This is a genomic window from Streptomyces sp. NPDC050448 (genome assembly GCF_040655295.1).
Lineage (GTDB): Bacteria > Actinomycetota > Actinomycetes > Streptomycetales > Streptomycetaceae > Streptomyces.
In genome coordinates this window covers 344,141-364,776 of sequence record NZ_JBFAJR010000002.1, presented here as the reverse complement: position 1 = coordinate 364,776, position 20,636 = coordinate 344,141, and the positions used below count along the sequence as shown (strand labels likewise).

Sequence of the window (20,636 nt, the reverse complement as noted above, 5' to 3'; positions counted from 1 at the left end):
CCGCCGCACGCGGTACCGCCCCTCTCGCCGTGCCTGCGTACGGGCCGGCCCGTTCCGGCCGGTCCGCTCCTACTTCGCGCGGTCGAAGTCGATCGCGCTGTAGGCGCGCAGCTTCGACAGGCGGTGGGTCGAGTCGATCTGCCGGATCGTGCCCGACTTCGAGCGCATGACCAGCGAGGACGTGGTCGCGGTCTCCGAGCGGTAGTGGACGCCGCGCAGCAGCTCGCCGTCCGTGATGCCGGTGGCGACGAAGAAGACGTTCTCGCCGGAGACCAGGTCGTCGGTGTGCAGGACCCGGTCCAGGTCGTGACCCGCGTCGATGGCCTTCTGGCGCTCGGCGTCGTCCTTCGGCCACAGCTTGCCCTGGATCGTGCCGCCGAGGCACTTGATGGCGCAGGCCGAGATGATGCCCTCGGGGGTGCCGCCGATGCCCAGGAGCAGGTCCACGCCGGTGCCCTCGCGCACGGCCATGACCGATCCGGCGACGTCGCCGTCCGAGATGAACTTGATCCGGGCGCCGGTCTCGCGGATCTCCTTGACGATGCCCTCGTGGCGGGGACGGTCCAGGATGATCACGGTGACGTCTTCGACGGCCATGTTCTTGGCCTTGGCGACGCGGCGGATGTTCACCGAGACGGGTGCGTTGATGTCGACGAAGTCGGCGGCTTCGGGGCCGGTGACCAGCTTCTCCATGTAGAAGACCGCGGACGGGTCGAACATGGTGCCGCGGTCGGCGGCGGCGAGCACGGCGATGGCGTTCGGCATGCCCTTGGCGTTCAGGGTGGTGCCGTCGATCGGGTCGACGGCGATGTCGACCTCGGCGCCGGTGCCGTCGCCGACCCGCTCGCCGTTGAACAGCATCGGGGCTTCGTCCTTCTCGCCCTCGCCGATGACGACGACGCCGTTCATCGAGACGGTGGAGATCAGGGTCCGCATCGCGTTGACCGCGGCGCCGTCGGCGCCGAGCTTGTCGCCGCGCCCGACCCACCGGCCCGCGGCCATGGCGGCGGCCTCGGTCACCCGGACGAGTTCCAGGGCGAGGTTGCGGTCGGGGGCCTCCGGAGAGACCTCGAGCTGGGGCGGCAGGTTGTGCTCGGTCATCGGAGCGCACCTTTCTGTACGGCGACGGCCGGGAAGTGAGGGTGCTGGAACTCTATCGGTACATCGACAAAATGAGCAGACCGGGTCACGTATGAGCGGTATATCGGTCGCGCGATTGGCCTGAGCGGACATCTTGCGCACCGGGGCGGGCGCGGCGACCACCCCGGCGGAGATCGCTCCCGGCCATGGGGGACGATGGTGGCGTGGCAGGTATGAAGGGCAAGCAGACGGTCTGGGACATGGTCCGGTCGCTGGCGGTGATCGGTGTGGTCGTCGCGGGGATCTACATCTTCGTCCCACATGACGAGAAGGCCGACCCGACACACGTGGTCGACTACCGGGTGGAGACGATCACCGCGCGGCGCGCGGCGCCGTACCCGGTGGCGGCGCCCGTGGGGCTCCCCGCGGAGTGGCGGGCGACGTCGGTGGCGTTCGACCGCAGGGCCGCGAACGCCTGGCATCTGGGCTTCCTGGATCCGCAGGGGCAGTACGTCGCGATCGAGCAGTCCAGCGACGCCTCGGCCAAGCACGTGGCCGGCGTCACCCAGCGGGCGAAGGCCACCGGGCAGACGCAGCAGGTCGGCGACCTGACCTGGGAGCGCTGGGAGGGCGAGAAGTACGACGCCCTCGTGCGGCAGGAGCAGGGCCACGTCACGGTGGTGACCGGCACGGCCCCCTTCGAGGACCTCGGCAGGATGGCGGCGGCGCTGGAGTTCAAGCAGGGCGCCGCCCAGTAGCCGCAGGGCACGGCACGGCTGGTCGGACGGCACGCCGCTGACATGCGAAAAGGCCGCTCCCCCGGAATCCCGGGGGAGCGGCCTTCTGCGTACCCGTGTCCGGACCCGGACGGGACCCGTCCGGGACTCGGACGGGACTCGGACGGGACTCGGACGGGACTCGGACGGGACTCGGACGGGACTCAGACGGGACTCAGACGGTGGTGATGACCTCGTCGAAGCTCAGGCGCGGGCCGCGCGCGAACCACGCGTCCTCGCCCGGCTTGCCGATGTTGACGACCATCAGGGGGGTGTGGTCGTCGTCCAGGAACTCCTTCTGGACGCCGGCGAAGTCCAGGCCGCCCATCGGGCCCGCGGCCAGGCCGGCGGCGCGGATGCCGACGATGAAGTACGCGGCCTGCAGGGCGGCGTTCATCAGCGCGGCCTGCTCGCGGACCGGGCGCTCGCCGAAGAAGGCGTCCTTGGCCTGCGGGAAGTGCGGCAGCAGGGTCGGGAGCTCCTCGTGGAACTCGTTGTCCGCGGAGAGGATCGCGACGAGCGGCGCGGCCGCGGTCTTCGCCCGGTTGCCCTCCATCATCAGGTTCACGAGGCGCTCGCGGGCCTCGGGGGAGCGGACCAGCGTGATGCGCAGCGGCGTCGAGTTGAAGGCGGTGGGGCCGTACTTGACCAGGTCGTAGATCGCCTGGACCTGCTCCTCGGTCACCGGCTCGTCGGAGAACGAGTTGGCGGTGCGGGCCTCGCGGAACAGCAGGTCCTGGGCGGCGGAGTCAAGAACGAGAGACATCGGAAAGCCTTCTTCCATACGGAGGTGAAGCGATGTCCCGACTTTAAGCCGAAAGTCGTATAATTTTCAACTAAATCCCGGTCGGGGTGACCTGGATCACGTTTGACCCCGCGCTCGGCCCGGCCTCAGGCGTCCCGCTCGTCACTCCCGCCCGCCCCGCCGGCCCCCGCGTCGCGGGCCGCCAGTGCCGAGTCGAGCCGGGCGCGGGCCCCTTCCAGCCAGTGCCGGCAGACCTTCGCGAGCTCTTCGCCGCGCTCCCAGAGCGCGAGGGAGTCCTCGAGGGAGGTGCCGCCGGCCTCCAGTTTGCGGACGACCTCGATGAGCTCGTCCCGGGCCTGCTCGTACCCCAACGAGGTATCGGTTTCAGTCATTCCCGTCCCACCTTATGTGTGCAGTGCATCGAATATGTGCGGGCCCGGCGCGCGGGCGCACGGCTCACTCGCCGCGCTGCCCGTCCACCCGTACGGAGAACTCGCCCTCCGCCACCCGCGCACGCAGCACCTCGTCCGCCGAGACGTCCTCCGGCGAGCGCACCACGTGCCCGTCCGCCCGCTGCAGTACGGCGTATCCCCGCTCCAGCGTCGCCGCCGGGGAGAGTGCCACCACCCGGGCCAGGGTGTGCGCGAGCTCGGAGTCCGCCCGGTCCAGCAGGTGCCCGAGGGTGCGCCGGGTGCGTCCCAGCAGGGCCTCGAGCTCGGCCTCGCGGGTCTCCACCATCCGCTGCGGATGGACGAAGACCGGGCGGGCGAGCGCGTGCGCGAGCCCCCGCTCCTCCCGGTCGAGCAGCCCGCGCACCGCCCGGAGCCCCCGGCCCTGCAGTTGGCGCACCCGCTCCAGCTCCTCGCCCACGTCCGGGACCACCTTCTTCGCCGCGTCCGTGGGGGTGGAGGCCCGCAGGTCGGCGACCAGGTCCAGGAGCGGGGAGTCCGGCTCGTGCCCGATCGCCGAGACCACCGGCGTACGGGCCGCCGCGACGGTCCGTACGACCTCCTCGTCGGAGAACGGCAGCAGGTCCTCCACGCTGCCGCCGCCGCGCGCCACGATGATCACGTCGACCTCGTCCAGCGCGTCGAGCTCCTTGACCGCCTGGATCACCTGGGGCACGGCGTGGACCCCCTGGACGGCGACGTTCCGTACCTCGAAGCGGACCGCCGGCCAGCGGCGCCGGGCGTTCTCCAGGACGTCGCGCTCGGCCGCCGAGGCCCGCCCGACCACCAGCCCGATCAGCTGCGGCAGGAAGGGCAGCGGCTTCTTGCGGTCCAGCGCGAACAGGCCCTCGGAGGCGAGTGACCGCTTGAGCTTCTCCAGCCGGGCGAGGAGCTCGCCGATGCCGACGGGCCGTATCTCGGTGGCCCGCAGCGACAGCTGCCCGCGCGGGGCGTACCACTCCGGCTTGGCCAGGACGACGACCCGCGCGCCCTCCGTCACCGCGTCCGCGACCTCGTCGAAGACCTGGCGGTAGCAGGTCACGCTGAGCGAGATGTCGTGCGAGGGGTCGCGCAGCGTCAGGAAGACCACCCCCGCCCCCGGCCGCCGCGAGAGCTGCGTGATCTGCCCCTCCACCCACACCTGGCCGAGCTTGTCGATCCAGCCCCCGATGAGCCGGGACACCTGGCCGACCGGCAGCGGCGCGTCAGCCGACGTATTCAGACCCATGCACGCAGGCTAGCCGCCCGGGCTGACAGCGTCTCAGGGTCCGGCGATGGTGTCGTGCTCCAGCCGGCGGCCCCGCCCCGGCCGAGACCGCGTTCGGCCCCGCCGCCAACCCGCCACACGGCCCCGCCGCCAGGCCGTCACCGCGCCGCCGCCCCGCCGTTGGGGTCGCCGGGTCGCCGGGTCGCCGGGTCGCCGGGTCGGCGTGGGTGCCAGGTCGGCGTGCGTGCCGGGCATACCCGGGCCATCGCCGGGACGGCGCTCGGCTCCGCCGAGGCCTTCGCCGGGCCAAGCCGGGGCCCGCCGTCGGGGCCGGCCGGGGTGCTGGGACGTAGGCGTGCCGCCCGGGTTGCCCCGCCGGCTGCCTCGCCACCGGAGCCGGCAGGGGCATCGCCAGGCCGCCCGAGCGGCGGCGGGGGCTTCCTACGCGGCGGCCCGGCCCCCGGCCCGGGGCGCGCCGCCCGCGCTGGGCGAAGAGCACGCCTTGAGGTACTTGAGGTAGACGAGGGCGACCGCGCCGTGTGATTTCGCGTCGAGGGCGCCGAAGACCCCGACCGGGGCCATGGGGGCGATGAAGAGGAGTCCGTACACGACCAGGTCCCGGAATCCGAGGGTCCGCCGGAGGGCCGGCTTCGGCGCCGTACCGGGGTCCGTCACGGACGCCATCATTCCTCCGAGGGGCGGTCGCTTCGTACGGTCGACCCAGTCTGTGCCGAACGGGCGACGCCCGGCCTCCTGGAGACCCCCGTACGATGGACCGCATGACTGCTGCCGCACCTGCTCCCGCTTCCCGACGCGTCCTGCTCGCCGCCCCGCGCGGCTACTGCGCGGGCGTGGACCGAGCCGTGATCGCCGTCGAGAAGGCCCTCGAGCAGTACGGTGCGCCGGTCTACGTGCGGCACGAGATCGTGCACAACAAGTACGTCGTCCAGACGCTGGAGAAGAAGGGCGCCATCTTCGTCGAGCGGACGGAGGAGGTGCCCGAGGGCTCCATCGTGATGTTCTCCGCGCACGGCGTGGCGCCCGTGGTGCACGAGGAGGCGTCGCGCGGCAAGCTCGCGACGATCGACGCGACCTGCCCGCTGGTCACCAAGGTGCACAAGGAAGCCATCCGGTACGCGAACGAGGACTTCGACATCCTCCTCATCGGCCACGAGGGCCACGAGGAGGTCATCGGCACCTCCGGCGAGGCCCCGGACCACATCACGATCGTGGACGGCCCGGACGACGTGGACAAGGTCGTCGTGCGCGACGAGTCGAAGGTCGTCTGGCTGTCGCAGACCACGCTCTCGGTCGACGAGACCATGGAGACGGTCGACGCGCTGAAGACCAAGTTCCCGCTGCTGGTCTCGCCGCCGAGCGACGACATCTGCTACGCCACCTCGAACCGCCAGGCCGCGGTCAAGGTGATGGGCGCCGACTCCGACCTGGTCATCGTCGTCGGCTCCAAGAACTCCTCGAACTCGATCCGGCTGGTCGAGGTCGCCCTCGACGCGGGCGCGCGCGCCGCGCACCTCGTCGACTTCGCGAGCGAGATCGACGAGGCCTGGCTGGAGGGCGTCACCACGATCGGCCTGACCTCGGGCGCCTCGGTGCCGGAGGTGCTGGTCGAGCAGGTGCTCGAATGGCTCGCGGAGCGCGGTTTCGAGGACGTGGAGATCGTCAAGACCGCCGAGGAGTCGATCGTCTTCTCGCTGCCGAAGGAGCTGCGCCGCGACCTGCGCGCGGAAGCGGCCGCATTGGTCGCCGAGAAGTAGCCCGTTTCGTACGGTGAGTCCATGCAGATCTTCGGCGTGGACATCGGTGGTTCCGGGATCAAGGGCGCTCCCGCGGACCTGGACCGTGGCGAGCTGGCGCAGGAGCGCCACAAGGTACTGACACCGCAGCCGGCCACCCCCGACGAGGTGGCCGGCTCCGTCGTCGAGGTGGTGCGCCACTTCGACTGGGGCGGCCCCGTGGGGGTGACGTTCCCGGGAGTCGTCACGGGCGGCATCACCCGTACGGCGGCCAACATGGACAAGGCGTGGATCGGCGTCGACACGGCGGCCCTGCTGTCGGGGCGGCTCGACGGCCGGCCCGTCACGGTCCTCAACGACGCGGACGCGGCCGGGATCGCGGAGATGACGTACGGCGCGGGCCGGGGCCGCGACGGCACGGTGATCATGCTGACGCTGGGCACCGGCATCGGCAGCGCGCTGTTCACGGACGGCCGGCTGGTCCCGAACTCGGAGCTCGGCCACCTGGAGCTGAAGGGCCACGACGCGGAGAAGCGGGCGTCGGTCAAGGCGAAGGAGGACGGGGACCTCACCTGGGAGCGCTGGGCGCACCGGGTGCAGAGGTACCTGGAGCATGTGGAGATGCTCTTCTCCCCGAACCTCTTCATCATCGGCGGAGGCGTCAGCCGCAAACCGGAGAAGTTCCTCCCGCTGATCCAGGGCGTCCGGGCCGAGATCGTCCCGGCGAAGCTCCAGAACAACGCGGGCATCGTGGGGGCGGCCATGGCGGCCATGCAGGCGAAGGGCTCGGACAGCTAGGCCGTCCGGTCAGGCCGTCCGGCGGGGCAGCTTCCGCCGTGAGATGAGCACGGCCTTCCGTACGACGACGATCAGCGCGGAGACGAGGGTCCCCCCGTACAGCCAGCCGGCGTGCAGCGACAGGGCGGACACGATGCCCATGAGCTGCGCGGCGAAGCTGCCGGAGCCGCCGGAGACGGGCCAGACTCCGGCGGCGAAGGCGATCGGGGCCGTGATCGGCGCGGTGATCAGGTCGGCGGGGCGCACCCACAGGGCGGTGGCGGCCGCGACGGGCAGGAAGAGCAGCCCGTACGCGAACAGCGAGCCGTCGAAGAGCAGCCAGGCGATCCCGGCGACCAGGGTCATCGCGGCGCACGCGAACAGCCCGCCGCCCAGACCGGTGAGCCGGGGCCGCGGCAGCCGCCGGGCCGGTGCGGGCCGGAGCCGGCCGCCCTGGGCGGGCACGCTGCCGATGGGCTGGGCCGGACCCTGGGCCGGGCGCCGCGGCTGCTGTCGCTGGGGGTGATCCACCGAACGCGTCCTGTATTGCTCCACCCCACAAAACTAGGCGGGCCGAGCGCGGTATCGGTGTGGGGACACGCGTACAACGACTGCCACTCATCGGAAAGTAAACTGTCCGGTGGCCCACTCCCGGGCCGCCGCCCCCTCCAGCTACGGGAAGTCGCCAACGTGTCGCTCACGATCGGAATCGTCGGCCTGCCGAATGTCGGCAAGTCGACCCTGTTCAACGCCCTGACCAAGAACGACGTGCTGGCGGCCAACTACCCGTTCGCCACCATCGAGCCGAACGTCGGCGTCGTCGGCGTCCCGGACCCGCGCCTGGCCGTGCTCGCCGGCATCTTCGGCTCGCAGCGGCTCCTCCCGGCGACCGTCGACTTCGTCGACATCGCGGGCATCGTCCGCGGCGCCTCGGAGGGCGAGGGCCTGGGCAACAAGTTCCTCGCGAACATCCGTGAGTCGGACGCGATCTGCCAGGTCATTCGTGCCTTCAAGGACGAGAACGTCGTGCACGTCGACGGCAAGGTCTCGCCGAAGGACGACATCGAGACGATCAACACCGAGCTGATCCTCGCCGACCTCCAGTCCATCGAGAAGGCGGAGCCGCGCCTGACGAAGGAGTCCCGTCTCCAGAAGGAGAAGGTCGCGGTCCTGGCGGCGGTCGTCGAGGCCAAGAAGATCCTCGAGGCCGGCGACACCCTCTTCTCCAAGGGCATCACCAAGGGCACGGAGCAGGGCGACCTCCTGCACGAGCTGCACCTCCTGACCACGAAGCCGTTCCTCTACGTCTTCAACGTCGACGAGGACGAGCTGGTGGACGACGCCTTCAAGGCGGAGCAGAGCGCGCTGGTCGCCCCGGCGGAGGCGATCTTCCTGAACGCCAAGCTGGAGCAGGACCTCTCCGAGCTGGACGACGAGGAAGCCCTCGAGCTCCTCCAGTCGGTCGGCCAGGACGAGCCCGGCCTGGCCACCCTCGGCCGCGTCGGCTTCGCCACCCTGGGCCTCCAGACGTACCTGACGGCCGGCCCGAAGGAAACCCGTGCCTGGACCATCAAGCAGGGCGCCACGGCCCCCGAGGCGGCCGGCGTGATCCACACCGACTTCCAGCGCGGCTTCATCAAGGCCGAGGTCATCTCCTTCGCGGACCTGGTCGCCTGCGGCTCGGTCGCGGAGGCCCGCGCCAAGGGCAAGGCCCGCATGGAGGGCAAGGACTACGTCATGCAGGACGGCGACGTGGTCGAGTTCCGCTTCAACGTGTAATAGGCGGCATACCGTCGCTTCGCTGATCTGACAAATATGCAGGTCAGGGGGGTCCGGCTTTGATGAGCCGGGCCCCTGGCTGTTTCCCGTGCCGGGATGGTGCCGGGAAACCTGACCCCGTATCACCTCTCATCGCCCCTGCTCACCCCGACAGTGATGGGATTCGGTTGTTTGCTGCGCAGCAGGGCCGAGTGTGAGTTTCGTAGGTCACCGCTGAGGCTCTCAAACGCCTCATCGAGGTCCTTCATGAAATGCTGCCATGACGGAAGGCAGGCCACCGGTCCTTCCGGATCCAGGAGTTCAAGCATCCGCAGCCGGTGTTGCGAGAAACGCTTCTGGAACTGGGCCAGGCGGCGGCCTTTGTACTCGCTTGCCCGCGCGAGTGAGTCTTTGAGGAGCTGCTTCGGGTCGGCGACCTTTTCGGCAGCGAGGCCTTTGGGGAGATCTAGGCTGACGCGCCCGCGTGGGTTCTCGGCGACCTGGCGCAGACATGCCTCATCGAGAAGTAGCCATGCCTCCAGCATCCGGACGGGCACTACGGCGACATGCGGGAGGCGGGGCCATTCGGCGCATACTGCCTGCTCGATCTCGTCTCTGCGGTCTTGGGCGGGGCCGCGGTCGGCATCGCGTTGCACCACCACCAAGTCGTAGGCCCCGTGTAGTTCACGGGCTACCCGCAGTTTGTCCTGGACGGAATGGCCGGTCGGTAGCTGAAGCAAGCCGAAGTCAGGGACGGTGATCGAGACATCGAGCCCCCTGCGAACAGCTATGGACTCGACGTGCGGTACGAGGCCGTTGTCTCGCTGCTTCCCTCGCCGATGAACAGAACGCGAGCGGTCACGCTGCCCCCCAGCCCAGCGAGAGCTGAGCTCCGACAGGTGTGGTGAGGTACGGCAGGATGTCAGCCTTCGTCACAAAGTCCACGCCCCCTCTTGTGGCCCGCCACGTGTCGGCAAGCGGCCGTAGACGCAGTGCCCGGTTCAGAGAGCCGTTCTTGCCCCTGTGGATCGCAGTGTCGGCGAACAAGAGATCTTCAGACTTGACGAGTTGTACAACCCCAGGTGAGTGCGTGTTGATCAGCACCTGCCTGAACGGATTGTCTGTGCCAGGTTCCTCGGTCGGGTCGACTGCAAGGTCCTGAACAAGGGCGACCATGGCGTTGAGGTTCGCGGGATGGATCCCATTCTCGGGTTCCTCCATGCAGATCAGACCTCGAACGGACGTGTCTTCGAGTAGGACGCACAGGGCGAGGAAGCGCAATGTGCCTTCGGAGAGGCTGCGGGCGGGCAGCGTGATGCCGGCTACTTCGCGCACGTTGACAGTGAGGAGCTGCCGAACCTCGTCCTGATCGACATCTAGATCGCGGATGTGGATACCGGTTAGGTCTGAGAGGCGGCCCGCCACCCGGGCGTAGATCTGGCTGGGATCCGCGCCAAGAGTGTCGTGGGCCACACGGAAGAGCGTCGCTGGCAAGTGTGAGCCGTCGGCACCCATCTCCGCCGGGTCGACGTACCGGTCGGATCTGCGCAGAGCCGACGGTTCAAGAGCGAGTCGCCGCCAGGACTGCATCTCACGGCGAGCCGCGAGGATGGTCGGGTCGTCACTGCTGGTGATGGTGGAGACGACCGTTGCGGGTGCCCGGGACGCTGCGGCGGGCTTCGGCTGCCCCCGGCTGCCACCGTCCTGGTGAATTTTGACCACCGACTCGCCAGATTCGGTCGTCGTTGAGATGAAGGGAGCGCCGCTACGGTGGCCCTGAATGACGCTGTTGCGGAAGTCCTTGGCGCTATGAGGGAAGAGGAGGTGTCGGGGAGCTTTGCCTTTGGTGATGTGGCTCAGCGTCTCGTGGAGGAGTGTGAGGCGGCCGAAGCGGTCCAGGCCGGACGGCTCCTGATAGCCGACTTCTAGCTCATACCGCAGAAACGTGGTAGTGGCCTTCGCGGCCCGGCCGAAGTCGTCCTGTGTATGGAGGGGGACGATCATCTCGGCAGCGAACCGCATTTTGTGATGGCCAGGCTCGAAGCCTTTCCAGAAGAGATCGCGAGGGTCTCCCTGACGCTCGCCGTGTACCCCTCTGACCTCTTGGGCCGCCTCCATCATCGATTGGTCGGCGAGTAGGGAGAGGAACTGGATGGCGTCGAAAACATTTGACTTACCGGTGCCGTTCTCACCTGCGATGCAGGTGAAGGGGCCGAAGTCGATGGACAGGTCCAGGAGGTTCTTGAACCCGTGGACTTCGATGCGGGTCAGCATGCTGCCTCCGGAAGATCGCCAGTCGGATCGGCCCAAGCCTACTGGCGGAGAAGATCATCCTCCCCTGACCGAGACGGTTGCCCTGCCTGTGCTTGACCACAGCTCGCCCCTTCCCGCCTCCTCATGCCGCCAGCTCGCGGCACGCCGTCCTGATCGTGGACGGACGCGGAGCAGTCGCCTATGGCCGGCGCTTGAGTGGGCTGGCGCCTCGCGGTCGATGTTTCCGAGTTGCCGGCTACTTCTTGCGGGGCGGTCCACTGAGGCAGTGCGTGCTGGGATGCCCCTCCCGTGCTGGGATGGCGCCAGGAAAGCTGACTCCTCGTCACCCATCATCGCCCCTGCTCACCCTTACCGTGCTGGGATGCCGGCGAGTCGCCCCCGTGCTGACTCGTGCGTCGCAGCGCTGCAGGAGGGGGAGCAGGTGCGGTCGATCGACCCGCGCTCACACTCTTCTTCACGGCTCCGAAGGCCCTCGCCGAAGTTCACCGCGAAGGTGACGTTGCGTTCCACGACCTCCTCGCCCACCAGACCGGACGGAAGGTCCACGTCATCGTCGACCGGCACCCGGTGCACCGCGGCGAGACGGTACGGGCCTGGCTCCACTGCAACGCCGACCGGATCGAGTTGCACCTGATGCCCGGGTACAGCCCGGAACTCAACTCCGACGAGCTGCTCAACGCCGACCTGGAATACCACGTCCATGCCGCCCGTGTCACGTCCATCGACGACCTCGCCCGCGAGACCCGGCGTTCCCTGCACCGCGGACAACGTCAACCCGGATCGTCTGCGGCCGCTTCGCCGCCCGGCACGTCCGCCACACAATCCAGTGGGAAACCCATCAGTTTCGGCTCAATATGAGGTACGCCCGCCGGGAACGAGCCAGTGACGCCGCAGGCACTCGGGGGCAGTCACCCACGTGAGTCACTGCCCCGAGGGCATGCGTGCTGCGTCGCCGTCGCGGCTGCCGGCGAGACCGGGTGCGGCCGACCGCGATACCGCTCACTGACCGTGGCTATGAATACGGCCGCTGCACCGTCACGATGGGCTGCTCTCGCAGGAGCACCATCGTGCAACCGAGAACGAGCAGCACGAATGCTTCCACGATCGCGACGTGTGAGTTGGCGGGATGGACGGGCCACGCCCACGCATACGGCCGCCCTCCGGGACCCCATCCTGCCGCCGCGCACAGCAGCGGCAGCACGGCTACCACCACGGAGGCCAACGCTGGTCCGGCTATTCCCCGGATCAGTAGTGCGACGCCGAGGAATCCGGCGACATTCCGCGCCAGGGAGACGCACTCGGAGGAGTTCACCGCGACGCGGAGGACTGCCGCTGCGACGGAACACGTCACGGTGAGAGTGAGGCAAAGCGCCAAGTTGCGCATACGCGCGGAGCGGACGGCAACGGCCTCGGCGGCGGTGTCTCCGCGTTCGATGCCGTGCAGAAGCATCAACACCGGGGCCGCTCCGAGCAGCTGTACGACGAGGAGTTCGCCGGCGGGACCCGCGAGATTGGGTACGGGGATGGCCGTTCTTCCGACGAGAAGAGCTGCGAGGAACGCGCCGACGACGGTCGCAGCGACCAGAGGGATGGCCCGAGCGTGCAGCCACCAGATCACTGCGCTGCTCCAGGGGACCGGTCCTCGACGGTCTTGGGCGGGAGCACCGGCTTGCTGGTGCAATCGCGCAGCGCCTGGCTGTTGCGGTTGTACCAGTTGAGTTGTGCGCTCCTCGGCTGGTGGATGACGTCCTGGGCCATCGCGATGTCCCGTGGGGCGTAGCGGTTGGTGAGTTCGGCCGGCTTCACCCCCGCGGTCAGGGCGAGCCAAGCGGCAACAGAGCCGTATGCCTCGGCCCCGGGATACGGACCGCTCTGTGCACAGGCGGGTGGTGCGAGGGGCAGAAAACCTCCGGCGACACCACTCGTGACCTCATCCGGCGTGGGCTGCGCTCCAGTGCCGATCAGCAGCTGGTTCTCGGGGGGAGGCCCGGCCATGGTGAAAGTGTCGGGAATGACCAGACCGGCTGCCCGCAATCGGAGGCTCGCCGCGATGGCGGCTTGGCGAATCATGGCGCTTCGTGAGGCGAGTTCCGGCCATAGACACACTCGGGGTGATTCACCAGAACACACCAAGTCGTTGCTGGAGCGCTCCACGTACGGTTGGGCGGGAAGGTTGTGCGCAAGCCACACGCCGGTTCCCAGTCCGCCTACCAACAGCGTGAATGCGAGAAGCGCCGTGCGAACCTTGACCGAGTAGGAGATGAGTACCAGGCCGGCCAGCGTGACTCCCAGCGCGGTGGCGATGGTGCTGTCCAGCCCGCGCCAGTCGGGCGTCTGGTCCAAAGCGCAGCAGTCGAACATGGCCCCGCCGACCAGATGCCTGATCCACAAGGGTTCGATGGAAGCGGGGTAGGCAGTGATGCAGAAGGCGGAAAGGAGCGATAGCGGGACCGCGATAAAGGGGGGGATGACGCGTCCGGCAAGGAAGCCGGTCACGGTGGCTGCACCTATCATTACCAGCCACATGATGGTGATTCCCGGATGCGGCGCCCCCCACCCCGTATCCGCCGACCATGCGGACACGGTCAGCGCCAGCCCCATGCCGAGAATCCCCAACAGTGCGATGGGGGTGAGTATCGGCAGAGCCACCGAAAGAGGATTGCGCGCGGGTGCCCAGTGCGTGACGTGACCACGCGAAAAACGGGACCCTTCCCAGGCTCCGGTACCTGCGCACGCGGAGACCACGAAAGTCAGCGCGTAACTGGCTGCGCCGGTCGCGCCGGTCCAATAGCCGTGCGTCGTGTTAGCGGTGAGACTTTCCTGGAGCAAGAACATGACGAACACCGCCACCACCGGGGCGGTCCGACTCGCGGACGATGAACGCAATGCAGTGCGCCAGAGCACGGAATCAGACCTCCTGACGGATCAGCCGGGTATACGCGGCTTCCGCACGTTTTCCCTCGGGGCTGTCGGCTGCCGCGAGAGAAAGGAACCCCGCTGTGTCCCCCTGGTAGCGGACTTGGCCCTGCTCGAGAATGACGACACAGTCGTAGAGATCACCCAGGTCTTCCGTCTGGTGGGTGGAAACGACGATATGGACATCCTCGGAGAGTCCGGCGATCAGATCACGGAGCACCTGACGCTGCGCCGGGTCCAGGCCGGCGGTCGGCTCGTCGAGCAGCATGATCTCGCTCTGGTGGACCAGAGCCCCCGCTATCCCGAGACGCCGTAGCTGCCCACCTGAAAGCTGATGGCTTTTGCGATCCGCGAGCTTGCCGAGTTTCACCCGGTCAAGAGCCCCAGCTGATTCCGACCAAGCCGCGGACCTCGACATACCCTTGAGCCATCCGATGTAGGCGACGTTTTCGCGCACCGTCAGCCCCGGCATAGGCTTGATGCTCTGCGGCAACCAGGCAACCGCCTTGCGGTATGCGGTGCGTTCGCGCCGTTTCGATGGATCGAGGCGACGCCACACTACGGTGCCGTCCGCGGGCGTGAGCCAGGACGAGCCAACTCCCATGAGCGTCGACTTACCGGCTCCGTTGGGGCCGAGCAGGACTGTGCACCGGCCCTCGATCTGCAGGTCCAGTCCGTCGAGAACCTGGACCTTTCGACCGTAGCGGTACGAGCAACGGGAGAAGTGCAGAGACATTCGATCCTGGCCGTTCATGGAGATGCCGAATGGCTCGGCGAGGAAATGAATCCCTCACCGAGCCATATTGCAGGTCAGTAGTTGATCCACACGGGATCAGAATCCAGATGGAATCCGTAGTAAGTCCCGTTGATCTTGTCGAGGCGGAAATAGTAGTCTCCGGAAGAGACAACTCCCCAGTATTGGGTAACGCCACAAACCTGCTTCCCGCCCAAGTTTGTGTCAGGGGCGAAGTCGACGTTCTTCCACACCTGAACGGTGGCGGAGGCGGCCGTGTCAGGGGAGCTAGGGGCTGTGCAATTGTTGAATCGCACCGCCGTCTGCGCGTTGTCGCGGTTTGCGTCGTGCCAGCGGCTCGACTCGCCTCCGGTTGACCAGTAGGAGATGTACGTGCTGCGACTACCCTCGGCATGCGCCGGGGCTATCCCGCACGCAAGAGTCATGACTCCGGCGATGGTCGCGGCACGTCGAATTCCCGGACTTTTGATATTCATGGCTCGCTGCCCCCTGAGGATTGAGAACGGATAGTTCCTCCGGCAGGTTCGTCGAGAAATGGCAGTGAGAAGCGCGGGTCGAAACCGCCGTACTCCGGCGGTCCTACACCCCCCCTGGTCAACACTCAACGTGAAGGATGGAAGCCAAAATTCCCCCATGAGTCCGCATGAATACTGCGGATCTTTAACCCACCCCGTACGCGGCACAGCAGGCTGCTCGCTCGCTGTGCGGACATGAACGTATCTGTGGAGTAATCAAAGCGCAATCAACGCTGCGTAGTTTGAGGATTATTGACTCGAAGCGGCTGGGGCTCCGGGGCGTTGGCTGTGTGTGAATGATCTGGTGGGGGACGCCCGGCCTCTGTCGCCGTCGGCGCAGGAGGCTCTGCGGCTGCGGGCGGCGGCCGCGCTGTTCGGCGTGTCGTTGAAGGCCGTCGACAAGTGGTGGGCAAGCTGGCCGGCCGGGGGTCGGGAGGCACTGCCGGCCCGCTCATGCGGGCGACGTATCGGGGACCGTCAGGTGCTGTCGCAGGCCGAGCAGCAGGCCGTCCGGCAGGCGGTCCTCGACACCGGCCGGGCGACCTGGGGCCAGGTCGGCGCGCTGATTGCGAAGCTGCACCGGGCCGCCGTGCTGGATGGGTGCTGGATATTCTGACGTGAGGTCAGCGGCAAATCAGGTCTCGTAGACGGTGGACCGGTGTCCCACATGAACGACCCAGACCACCAGCTCTCCGTTGTCGATCGTGTAGACGATGCGGTAGTCGCCGACGCGCAGACGGCGTCGCTCGGGCTGGGACACGAGTGCGGTGGTGTTGAAGCCGAGAGGGTCGGTCTCCAGCTCGGTCAGCTTGGCCAGGATGCGGAGCGCCATGTCGCGAGGGATCTTCCGAAGCTCGGCCTGCGCCTCGGGGCGGAAGACGGTTCGGTACTCACTTACCGCGCGCCAGCGTCTCCCTCATGATGTCCTCAATGGGGATGCCGGGGGCCGGGTTGGCCATGCGCTCGTCGATGATCCGGTTGATCTCGCGCTCTTCCCACTCCTGGTACTTGCGCAACACCTCGATGGAGACGACGGCGGCGACCTCCTTGCCTCGGCGTGTGATCACCGTGGGCACGTCGTCGCGGTCTGCACGCTCCACCACCTCCGCCAGGTGTGCGCGCACGTCGCGGATGGACTCCATGGGCAACGGCTGCGTCATGCGCGCAAGCGTACCGAGTGTCTCATGTGTACACAATGGCTGGAGGTCTGTGCTGGTCCGTCGGTGGTGCTGGATAGATGCCCACCGTGCTGGATCTGTGCTGGATGCGATCGCCGGGAGTCGCGTTTCCGCAGGGGGGCCCTGTGTTCGACGTTCCGCTTCAACGTGTAGCCGGTTCTTCACTGCGTGTTAGACAGTTTCGTCAAACATGCAGGCCAGAGGGGGCCGGACTCGACGAGTCCGGCCCCTTCTGCGTTCCCGTGCCGGCAAGGTGCCGACGTTTCAGCTGCTTCGGGGCGGTGTGAGCTTGTCGAGGTCCAGGCTGATCTCGAAGGGCACCGGGCGCTGGAGGGTGCCCCGGAAGATGCCGGCGGGCGCGTAGACGCCGGTCGGTTCGTCGAGCTCGTAGACGTGCACGACCGGCGCCCCGCCCTCGTCCTCGATGCACCAGTAGTGCGGGATGCCGGCCTCTGCGTACTTCCGGAGTTTGACCGTGCGGTCCCGGTGGGCGGACTCGGGGGATACGGCCTCCACGACGAGCTTCACGTCCTCCGGGGCGTACCAGGTGCGGTCGGGGTCATAGGGCAGGTCCGTCAGCAAGAGGTCCGGCTCGGGGCGGTTGCGGGCATCGAGGCGGATCGTCATCTCCCGCTCGACCTCGAAGCCAGCCGGTGCCTGCGCCATGAGCGTGGTGGTCAGGGCGGTGACGAGGCGGCCATGCCAGGACCGCTGGGGCGACGTCTTGAAGACGAGGGCTCCGTCGATGAGCTCGGTGTGGCGGGGTGCCTCGGGGAGGCGGTCCAGGTCCTCCGCGAACCAGCCTTCCGCGCGCGGCGGGCGCATCCAGTCGGGCAGTGCGGTCATGGGACAACCCTAGCGATTGTGGCCGTCACGAGGGGGAAGTCGTGCCGCTGATCGACAATCGGCGCATGGACGTCGTCGGGATGCTCGAAGCCGCCTCGCTGCTGGTGCCCGAAGGGGTTGCCACCGAGAACGACATCACGGCGTCCGACGTCTGGGAGTGCCTCGCGCACGACGAGTGGGAAGTGGCGCTCGGCCTGCTCCAGGAGCTGAATGACGGATGGGCCGCACCGGCCGGCTTCTGGGAGGAGCTCGGGCGCGCGGCCGCGATGACGGGGCTCGAACGGAGCCGGGAGTGGTGCCGGTGGCGGGGCGCCGAGACGCGAGTGGGCGTCATCCGGGCTGATCTCGCGCTCCGGCCGGCCGGTGAGACGTCCCGGAGTACGCCGATTCCCGGAGCCGGGGTGCTGCGGCCGATGTGGGACATCGGCAACCGCAGGGACGACGGAGAGCGTGACCTGGACATCGCCCGGGTCTGGGTCGAGTCCGCTGGCGATCTCGCGCCCGGCGCCCGGGCCCCGGTGCGGCTCCTGCCCCTGACCTCGCCGCGGTGGAGGCACCTCGCCCCGGGCGACCGGATCACGCTCTACGAGACCGCGGTGGCCGGCGGGACGGCGACGATCCTGGAGGTGCAGCCGCCGTCGGCGTGGAGAGAGCTCGCTCCACCGTGCTGATTCCGTGCAACGGCTGGTGCGGGTGACCCGGCAGCCGCAGACGTCCGCCGGATGCTCGGGGGCCGCAAACGGGGGAGCCGCGGGCGGGCGGCCGGGATGGGCGGAGAGCCTCGTTGACCTGCGGATCTTGCTGAGTATGTTCACGGAGCGCGCGCGGTCTCGACAGCAGACCCGGGGGAGCGTTGGCGCTCGGGAGGCTCACGCCGTGACCAGATGGCGATTCCGCACGAGGCTGTGGACCGCGGTGACCACCACGAGCCTGCTCACGGCTCTGGCCCCGGGGCTGGCCACCGCCGCGGCGCCCGACGCCGCGGACCCCGCCGATCCGACCGTGCGGCGCGACCCCGCGACGGGGCACACCCGGATGATCTTCAACTCCGGAGGCTATCTGACCGAGCCCTCCGCCGGGGCCCCCGAGCACATCGCGCTCGCCTACGTACGCCACCACCACGCCGAGTTCGGCCTGACGGCCGAGCAGGCCGGGCAGCTCGTCGTCGTCTCCTCGTACCCGACGAAGCACAACGGGGCACGGCAGCTGACGATCGGTCAGAGCATCGCCGGCATGCGCGTCCACGGCGGGCTGCTCACCGCCACCGTCGACAAGCGCGGCCGCTTGGTCATCCTCGGCGGCGCGGTCGTGACCGCCGAGCCGGCCGGCACCGTCGAGCTGACGGCGAAGCAGGCCCTCGACCACGCGGCCGAGGCCCAGGGCGCGCGGGCCCAGCACGAGCTGACGGGCACGGACAACCGCGACAAGGGCCGGCAGAAGTTCAAGAACGTCTACGCCAAGAGGCTGACGAAGCCCAACGACGTGACCGCGGAACTGGTCTGGTTCCCCACCGACTCCGGCCGCGAGCTGCGCCCGGCCTGGCTCACCGACATCGAGGTCTCCGGTACGTCCTGGTACGAGACGGTGGTCGACGCCGCCGACGGGCGTCTCCTGAGCCGCGAGAGCCGGTACCACCATGCCGGTCCGGAAGGGACCGTCTTCACGGCGCAGCACCCTGACATCAGCGGCGCCACGCGTACGGTCACGCCGTTCACCGGGCGCGACGGCTCCTGGGTGGCGGGCCGGCTGACCCAGGGCAACAACGTCAACGCGTACCGGGACGAGGACGGCGACAACACGGTGCCGGACACCGGGAACGACGCCCTCCGGCCGCAGTCCCCGGCCAGTGGCGACCCGGACCACCAGCACTTCGGCTACACGTTCAACGACACCTGGCGCACCAACGCCAGCGGGACGCAGGCCAACCTCGACGCGGACGTGAACCCCGTCATCACGCAGCTCTTCTACTACGCCAACGTGATGCACGACTACCTCTACGGCCTGGGGTTCGACGAGGCGTCGCGGAACTTCCAGGTCGACAACTTCGGCCGCGGCGGCTCGGGCAACGACCCGGTGCTGGCCGAGGCGCAGGACGGCTGGGACTTCGGCTGCCTGGACGGCAGCGCGCCGCCGAACGCGATCCGGTGCACGAACAACGCCAACTTCGGCACCCCCGGGGACGGCGCCAGCCCGCGCATGCAGATGTACATGTGGCAGCCGGCGGGCCGGCCGTGGCGCGACGGTTCGCTCGACGGCGACGTCATCGCGCACGAGTACGGCCACGGCGTGTCCAACCGCCTGGTCGGCGGCGGCAACCTCGGCGGCGGAGCCCAGACCGGCGCCCTCGGGGAGGGCTGGAGCGACACGATCTCCTTCCTCAAGTGGGGCGACGCGACGGTCGGCGAGTACGTCACAGGCAACACCGCGACCGGCATCCGCTCGCAGGCGTACGACACCTCCACCGAGAAGTGGGGCACCTTCCGCCCGGCCCGCGGCGTACACCGCAACGGTGAGATCTGGGCCGCGACGATGTACGACATCCGCAAGGCGAAGGGCATCGCCTTCACCCAGCAGCTCATCATCGACGGCATGAAGAACACGGTCACCGCGCCGAGCTACCTCGACGCGCGCGACGGCATCCTGGCCGCCGACATGACCAACAACGCAGGCGCGAACCAATGCCTGCTGTGGCGGGTCTTCGCCGGCCGCGGCATGGGCGCGGGCGCCGCGTCGAGTGCGGACCAGAACACCGTCACGGCCGATGGGACCGTCCCGGCCGCCTGCCTGCCGACCGCGGCCGCCGGCGGTCCGTACACGACGGACGAGGGCAGGGACGTCACGCTCAGCGCCGCCGGCTCCGCCAAAGGGACCGCGCCGTCGGCCGGGGGACCGACGACGTACGCGTGGGACCTCGACAACGACGGGCAGTACGACGACGCCACCGGGGTCACCACCACCTTCGGCCAGGTGGGCCAGGACGGCGTCTTCACCGTCGGACTCCGGGTGACCGACAGCGCCGGCAACGCCGACACCGACTCGACGACGGTCACCGTCGCCGACGTCGCGCCGGCCGCGACCCTGCGGTCGGTCCTGCTGAACCAGGTGTCGGTCCTGCTGCGGTTCACCGTGCGTGACGGTGGCTGACCGGCGACTGGTATGCCTCGCCGCCCTCGCGCTCTTCACCGGGTGCGGGGGCGGCCAGGCGCGTCCGCCGGTGAAACGGACGCGTGACCCGGGCGGTACGGGCGCCGCGGGCGGTACGGGCGCCACGGGCGCCGGCGCGCCGACGCCGGCGCAGGGCCGCGTACTCACCGAGGCCGACGACGGCTTCGTGGGGCGGCTCACGGCCGGGCAGACGGCCCAGCTCCGGCTCCCCCTCCCGGAGGGCGGCCCGGAACCCACCGCTCAGGGCGAGTCGGTCCTGCTGATCCGCATCAGCAACGTGACGCCCACGGGCCATCGTGAGTGGGAACTGCGTGCGGTACACGAGGGCACCACCCGCATCTCCGTGCCCCGGCCGGCCGGCCCCCCGGCCACACTGACGCTCGTCGTCTCCTGAGCCGGGGGCGCGGGGCGGAGCAGGCGAGAGGCGCGCCCGACGGGGCGG

Annotated in this window: 21 protein-coding genes and 2 pseudogenes; 9 read left to right on the top strand and 14 right to left on the bottom strand. The window is 68.9% G+C overall.

Annotated features, from left to right (window positions below; all coding sequences use genetic code 11):
- Positions 1–69: 69 nt before the first annotated feature.
- A complete protein-coding gene (gene glpX, locus AB0I68_RS04460) occupies positions 70–1,101 on the bottom strand; it encodes a class II fructose-bisphosphatase (RefSeq protein ID WP_363175660.1) in 1,032 nt (343 codons plus the stop codon).
- Positions 1,102–1,313: 212 nt separating this feature from the next.
- On the opposite strand from glpX, the gene AB0I68_RS04455 reads away from it, so the two are divergent.
- A complete protein-coding gene (locus tag AB0I68_RS04455) occupies positions 1,314–1,838 on the top strand; it encodes a DUF4245 domain-containing protein (protein ID WP_363175752.1) in 525 nt (174 codons plus the stop codon).
- A gap of 193 nt (positions 1,839–2,031) precedes the next feature.
- On the opposite strand, the gene AB0I68_RS04450 is transcribed toward AB0I68_RS04455, so the two are convergent.
- The 4 genes and pseudogenes from AB0I68_RS04450 to AB0I68_RS04435 all read right to left on the bottom strand — a co-directional run.
- Complete coding sequence (locus tag AB0I68_RS04450) at positions 2,032–2,622, bottom strand: malonic semialdehyde reductase (RefSeq protein WP_363175659.1); 591 nt, start codon at positions 2,620–2,622, stop codon at positions 2,032–2,034.
- Positions 2,623–2,747: 125 nt separating this feature from the next.
- Positions 2,748–2,993 (bottom strand): exodeoxyribonuclease VII small subunit, encoded by a 246-nt coding sequence (locus AB0I68_RS04445; protein WP_363175658.1) that lies wholly within the window; start codon positions 2,991–2,993, stop codon positions 2,748–2,750.
- 64 nt (positions 2,994–3,057) lie between these two features.
- Entirely contained in the window at positions 3,058–4,278 is a 1,221-nt protein-coding gene (gene xseA, locus AB0I68_RS04440) for an exodeoxyribonuclease VII large subunit (RefSeq protein WP_363175657.1), read from the bottom strand.
- A 492-nt stretch (positions 4,279–4,770) separates the two neighbouring features.
- A pseudogene (locus tag AB0I68_RS04435) lies at positions 4,771–4,941 on the bottom strand (amino acid permease); the annotation flags it as partial.
- A gap of 86 nt (positions 4,942–5,027) precedes the next feature.
- Between AB0I68_RS04435 and AB0I68_RS04430 the strand changes: the two are divergent.
- On the top strand, positions 5,028–6,032 hold the full coding sequence (locus tag AB0I68_RS04430) for a 4-hydroxy-3-methylbut-2-enyl diphosphate reductase (protein ID WP_363175656.1): 1,005 nt from the start codon (positions 5,028–5,030) through the stop codon (positions 6,030–6,032).
- 21 nt (positions 6,033–6,053) lie between these two features.
- Entirely contained in the window at positions 6,054–6,809 is a 756-nt protein-coding gene (ppgK, locus tag AB0I68_RS04425; RefSeq protein WP_363175655.1) for a polyphosphate--glucose phosphotransferase, read from the top strand.
- A 9-nt stretch (positions 6,810–6,818) separates the two neighbouring features.
- Here the strand turns inward: ppgK and AB0I68_RS04420 are convergent, their stop codons facing one another.
- Positions 6,819–7,343, bottom strand: a complete 525-nt coding sequence (locus AB0I68_RS04420; RefSeq protein ID WP_363175654.1) for a DUF6542 domain-containing protein — start codon at positions 7,341–7,343, stop codon at positions 6,819–6,821.
- Between the two features lie 135 nt (positions 7,344–7,478).
- On the opposite strand from AB0I68_RS04420, the gene ychF reads away from it, so the two are divergent.
- Positions 7,479–8,567, top strand: a complete 1,089-nt coding sequence (gene ychF / locus AB0I68_RS04415; protein WP_363175653.1) for a redox-regulated ATPase YchF — start codon at positions 7,479–7,481, stop codon at positions 8,565–8,567.
- 122 nt (positions 8,568–8,689) lie between these two features.
- Here the strand turns inward: ychF and AB0I68_RS04410 are convergent, their stop codons facing one another.
- Together AB0I68_RS04410 and AB0I68_RS04405 are read right to left on the bottom strand one after the other, a co-directional pair.
- Entirely contained in the window at positions 8,690–9,205 is a 516-nt protein-coding gene (locus tag AB0I68_RS04410) for a hypothetical protein (protein WP_363175652.1), read from the bottom strand.
- Between the two features lie 199 nt (positions 9,206–9,404).
- The gene (locus AB0I68_RS04405) at positions 9,405–10,820 is read right to left on the bottom strand and encodes an AAA family ATPase (protein WP_363175651.1); all 1,416 of its coding nucleotides are present in this window, start codon (positions 10,818–10,820) and stop codon (positions 9,405–9,407) included.
- A 390-nt stretch (positions 10,821–11,210) separates the two neighbouring features.
- Here AB0I68_RS04405 and AB0I68_RS04400 point away from each other — a divergent pair, with 390 nt between their 5' ends.
- Positions 11,211–11,678, top strand: a complete 468-nt coding sequence (locus tag AB0I68_RS04400; RefSeq protein WP_363175650.1) for a transposase — start codon at positions 11,211–11,213, stop codon at positions 11,676–11,678.
- A 154-nt stretch (positions 11,679–11,832) separates the two neighbouring features.
- Here the strand turns inward: AB0I68_RS04400 and AB0I68_RS04395 are convergent, their stop codons facing one another.
- The 3 genes from AB0I68_RS04395 to AB0I68_RS04385 are packed head-to-tail and all read right to left on the bottom strand — an operon-like array spanning position 11,833 to position 14,490.
- A complete protein-coding gene (locus AB0I68_RS04395; RefSeq protein ID WP_363175649.1) occupies positions 11,833–12,438 on the bottom strand; it encodes a hypothetical protein in 606 nt (201 codons plus the stop codon).
- Positions 12,435–13,670 (bottom strand): hypothetical protein, encoded by a 1,236-nt coding sequence (locus tag AB0I68_RS04390; RefSeq protein WP_363175648.1) that lies wholly within the window; start codon positions 13,668–13,670, stop codon positions 12,435–12,437. The genes AB0I68_RS04395 and AB0I68_RS04390 overlap by 4 nt, the downstream gene beginning before the upstream one ends.
- A gap of 58 nt (positions 13,671–13,728) precedes the next feature.
- A complete protein-coding gene (locus AB0I68_RS04385; RefSeq protein WP_363175647.1) occupies positions 13,729–14,490 on the bottom strand; it encodes an ATP-binding cassette domain-containing protein in 762 nt (253 codons plus the stop codon).
- 807 nt (positions 14,491–15,297) lie between these two features.
- Here AB0I68_RS04385 and AB0I68_RS04380 point away from each other — a divergent pair.
- Entirely contained in the window at positions 15,298–15,621 is a 324-nt protein-coding gene (locus AB0I68_RS04380; RefSeq protein ID WP_363175646.1) for a helix-turn-helix domain-containing protein, read from the top strand.
- A gap of 18 nt (positions 15,622–15,639) precedes the next feature.
- Here AB0I68_RS04380 and AB0I68_RS04375 read toward each other — a convergent pair.
- From AB0I68_RS04375 to AB0I68_RS04365, 3 genes and pseudogenes are all read right to left on the bottom strand, one after another.
- A pseudogene (locus AB0I68_RS04375) lies at positions 15,640–15,903 on the bottom strand (type II toxin-antitoxin system RelE/ParE family toxin); the annotation flags it as partial.
- Positions 15,896–16,165, bottom strand: a complete 270-nt coding sequence (locus tag AB0I68_RS04370; RefSeq protein WP_363175645.1) for a type II toxin-antitoxin system Phd/YefM family antitoxin — start codon at positions 16,163–16,165, stop codon at positions 15,896–15,898. The gene AB0I68_RS04370 and the pseudogene AB0I68_RS04375, both read right to left, overlap by 8 nt.
- 282 nt (positions 16,166–16,447) lie before the next feature.
- Positions 16,448–17,029, bottom strand: coding sequence for a Uma2 family endonuclease (locus AB0I68_RS04365; protein WP_363175644.1), 582 nt, complete (start codon positions 17,027–17,029; stop codon positions 16,448–16,450).
- Positions 17,030–17,094: 65 nt separating this feature from the next.
- Here AB0I68_RS04365 and AB0I68_RS04360 point away from each other — a divergent pair, with 65 nt between their 5' ends.
- The 3 genes from AB0I68_RS04360 (at position 17,095) to AB0I68_RS04350 (ending at position 20,588) form a co-directional block, all read left to right on the top strand.
- Positions 17,095–17,700, top strand: a complete 606-nt coding sequence (locus AB0I68_RS04360) for a hypothetical protein (protein ID WP_363175643.1) — start codon at positions 17,095–17,097, stop codon at positions 17,698–17,700.
- Positions 17,701–17,905: 205 nt separating this feature from the next.
- Positions 17,906–20,173, top strand: a complete 2,268-nt coding sequence (locus AB0I68_RS04355) for a M36 family metallopeptidase (protein WP_363175642.1) — start codon at positions 17,906–17,908, stop codon at positions 20,171–20,173.
- The gene (locus AB0I68_RS04350) at positions 20,166–20,588 is read left to right on the top strand and encodes a hypothetical protein (protein ID WP_363175641.1); all 423 of its coding nucleotides are present in this window, start codon (positions 20,166–20,168) and stop codon (positions 20,586–20,588) included. Before AB0I68_RS04355 ends, AB0I68_RS04350 begins: the two co-directional genes overlap by 8 nt.
- Positions 20,589–20,636 lie beyond the last annotated feature (48 nt).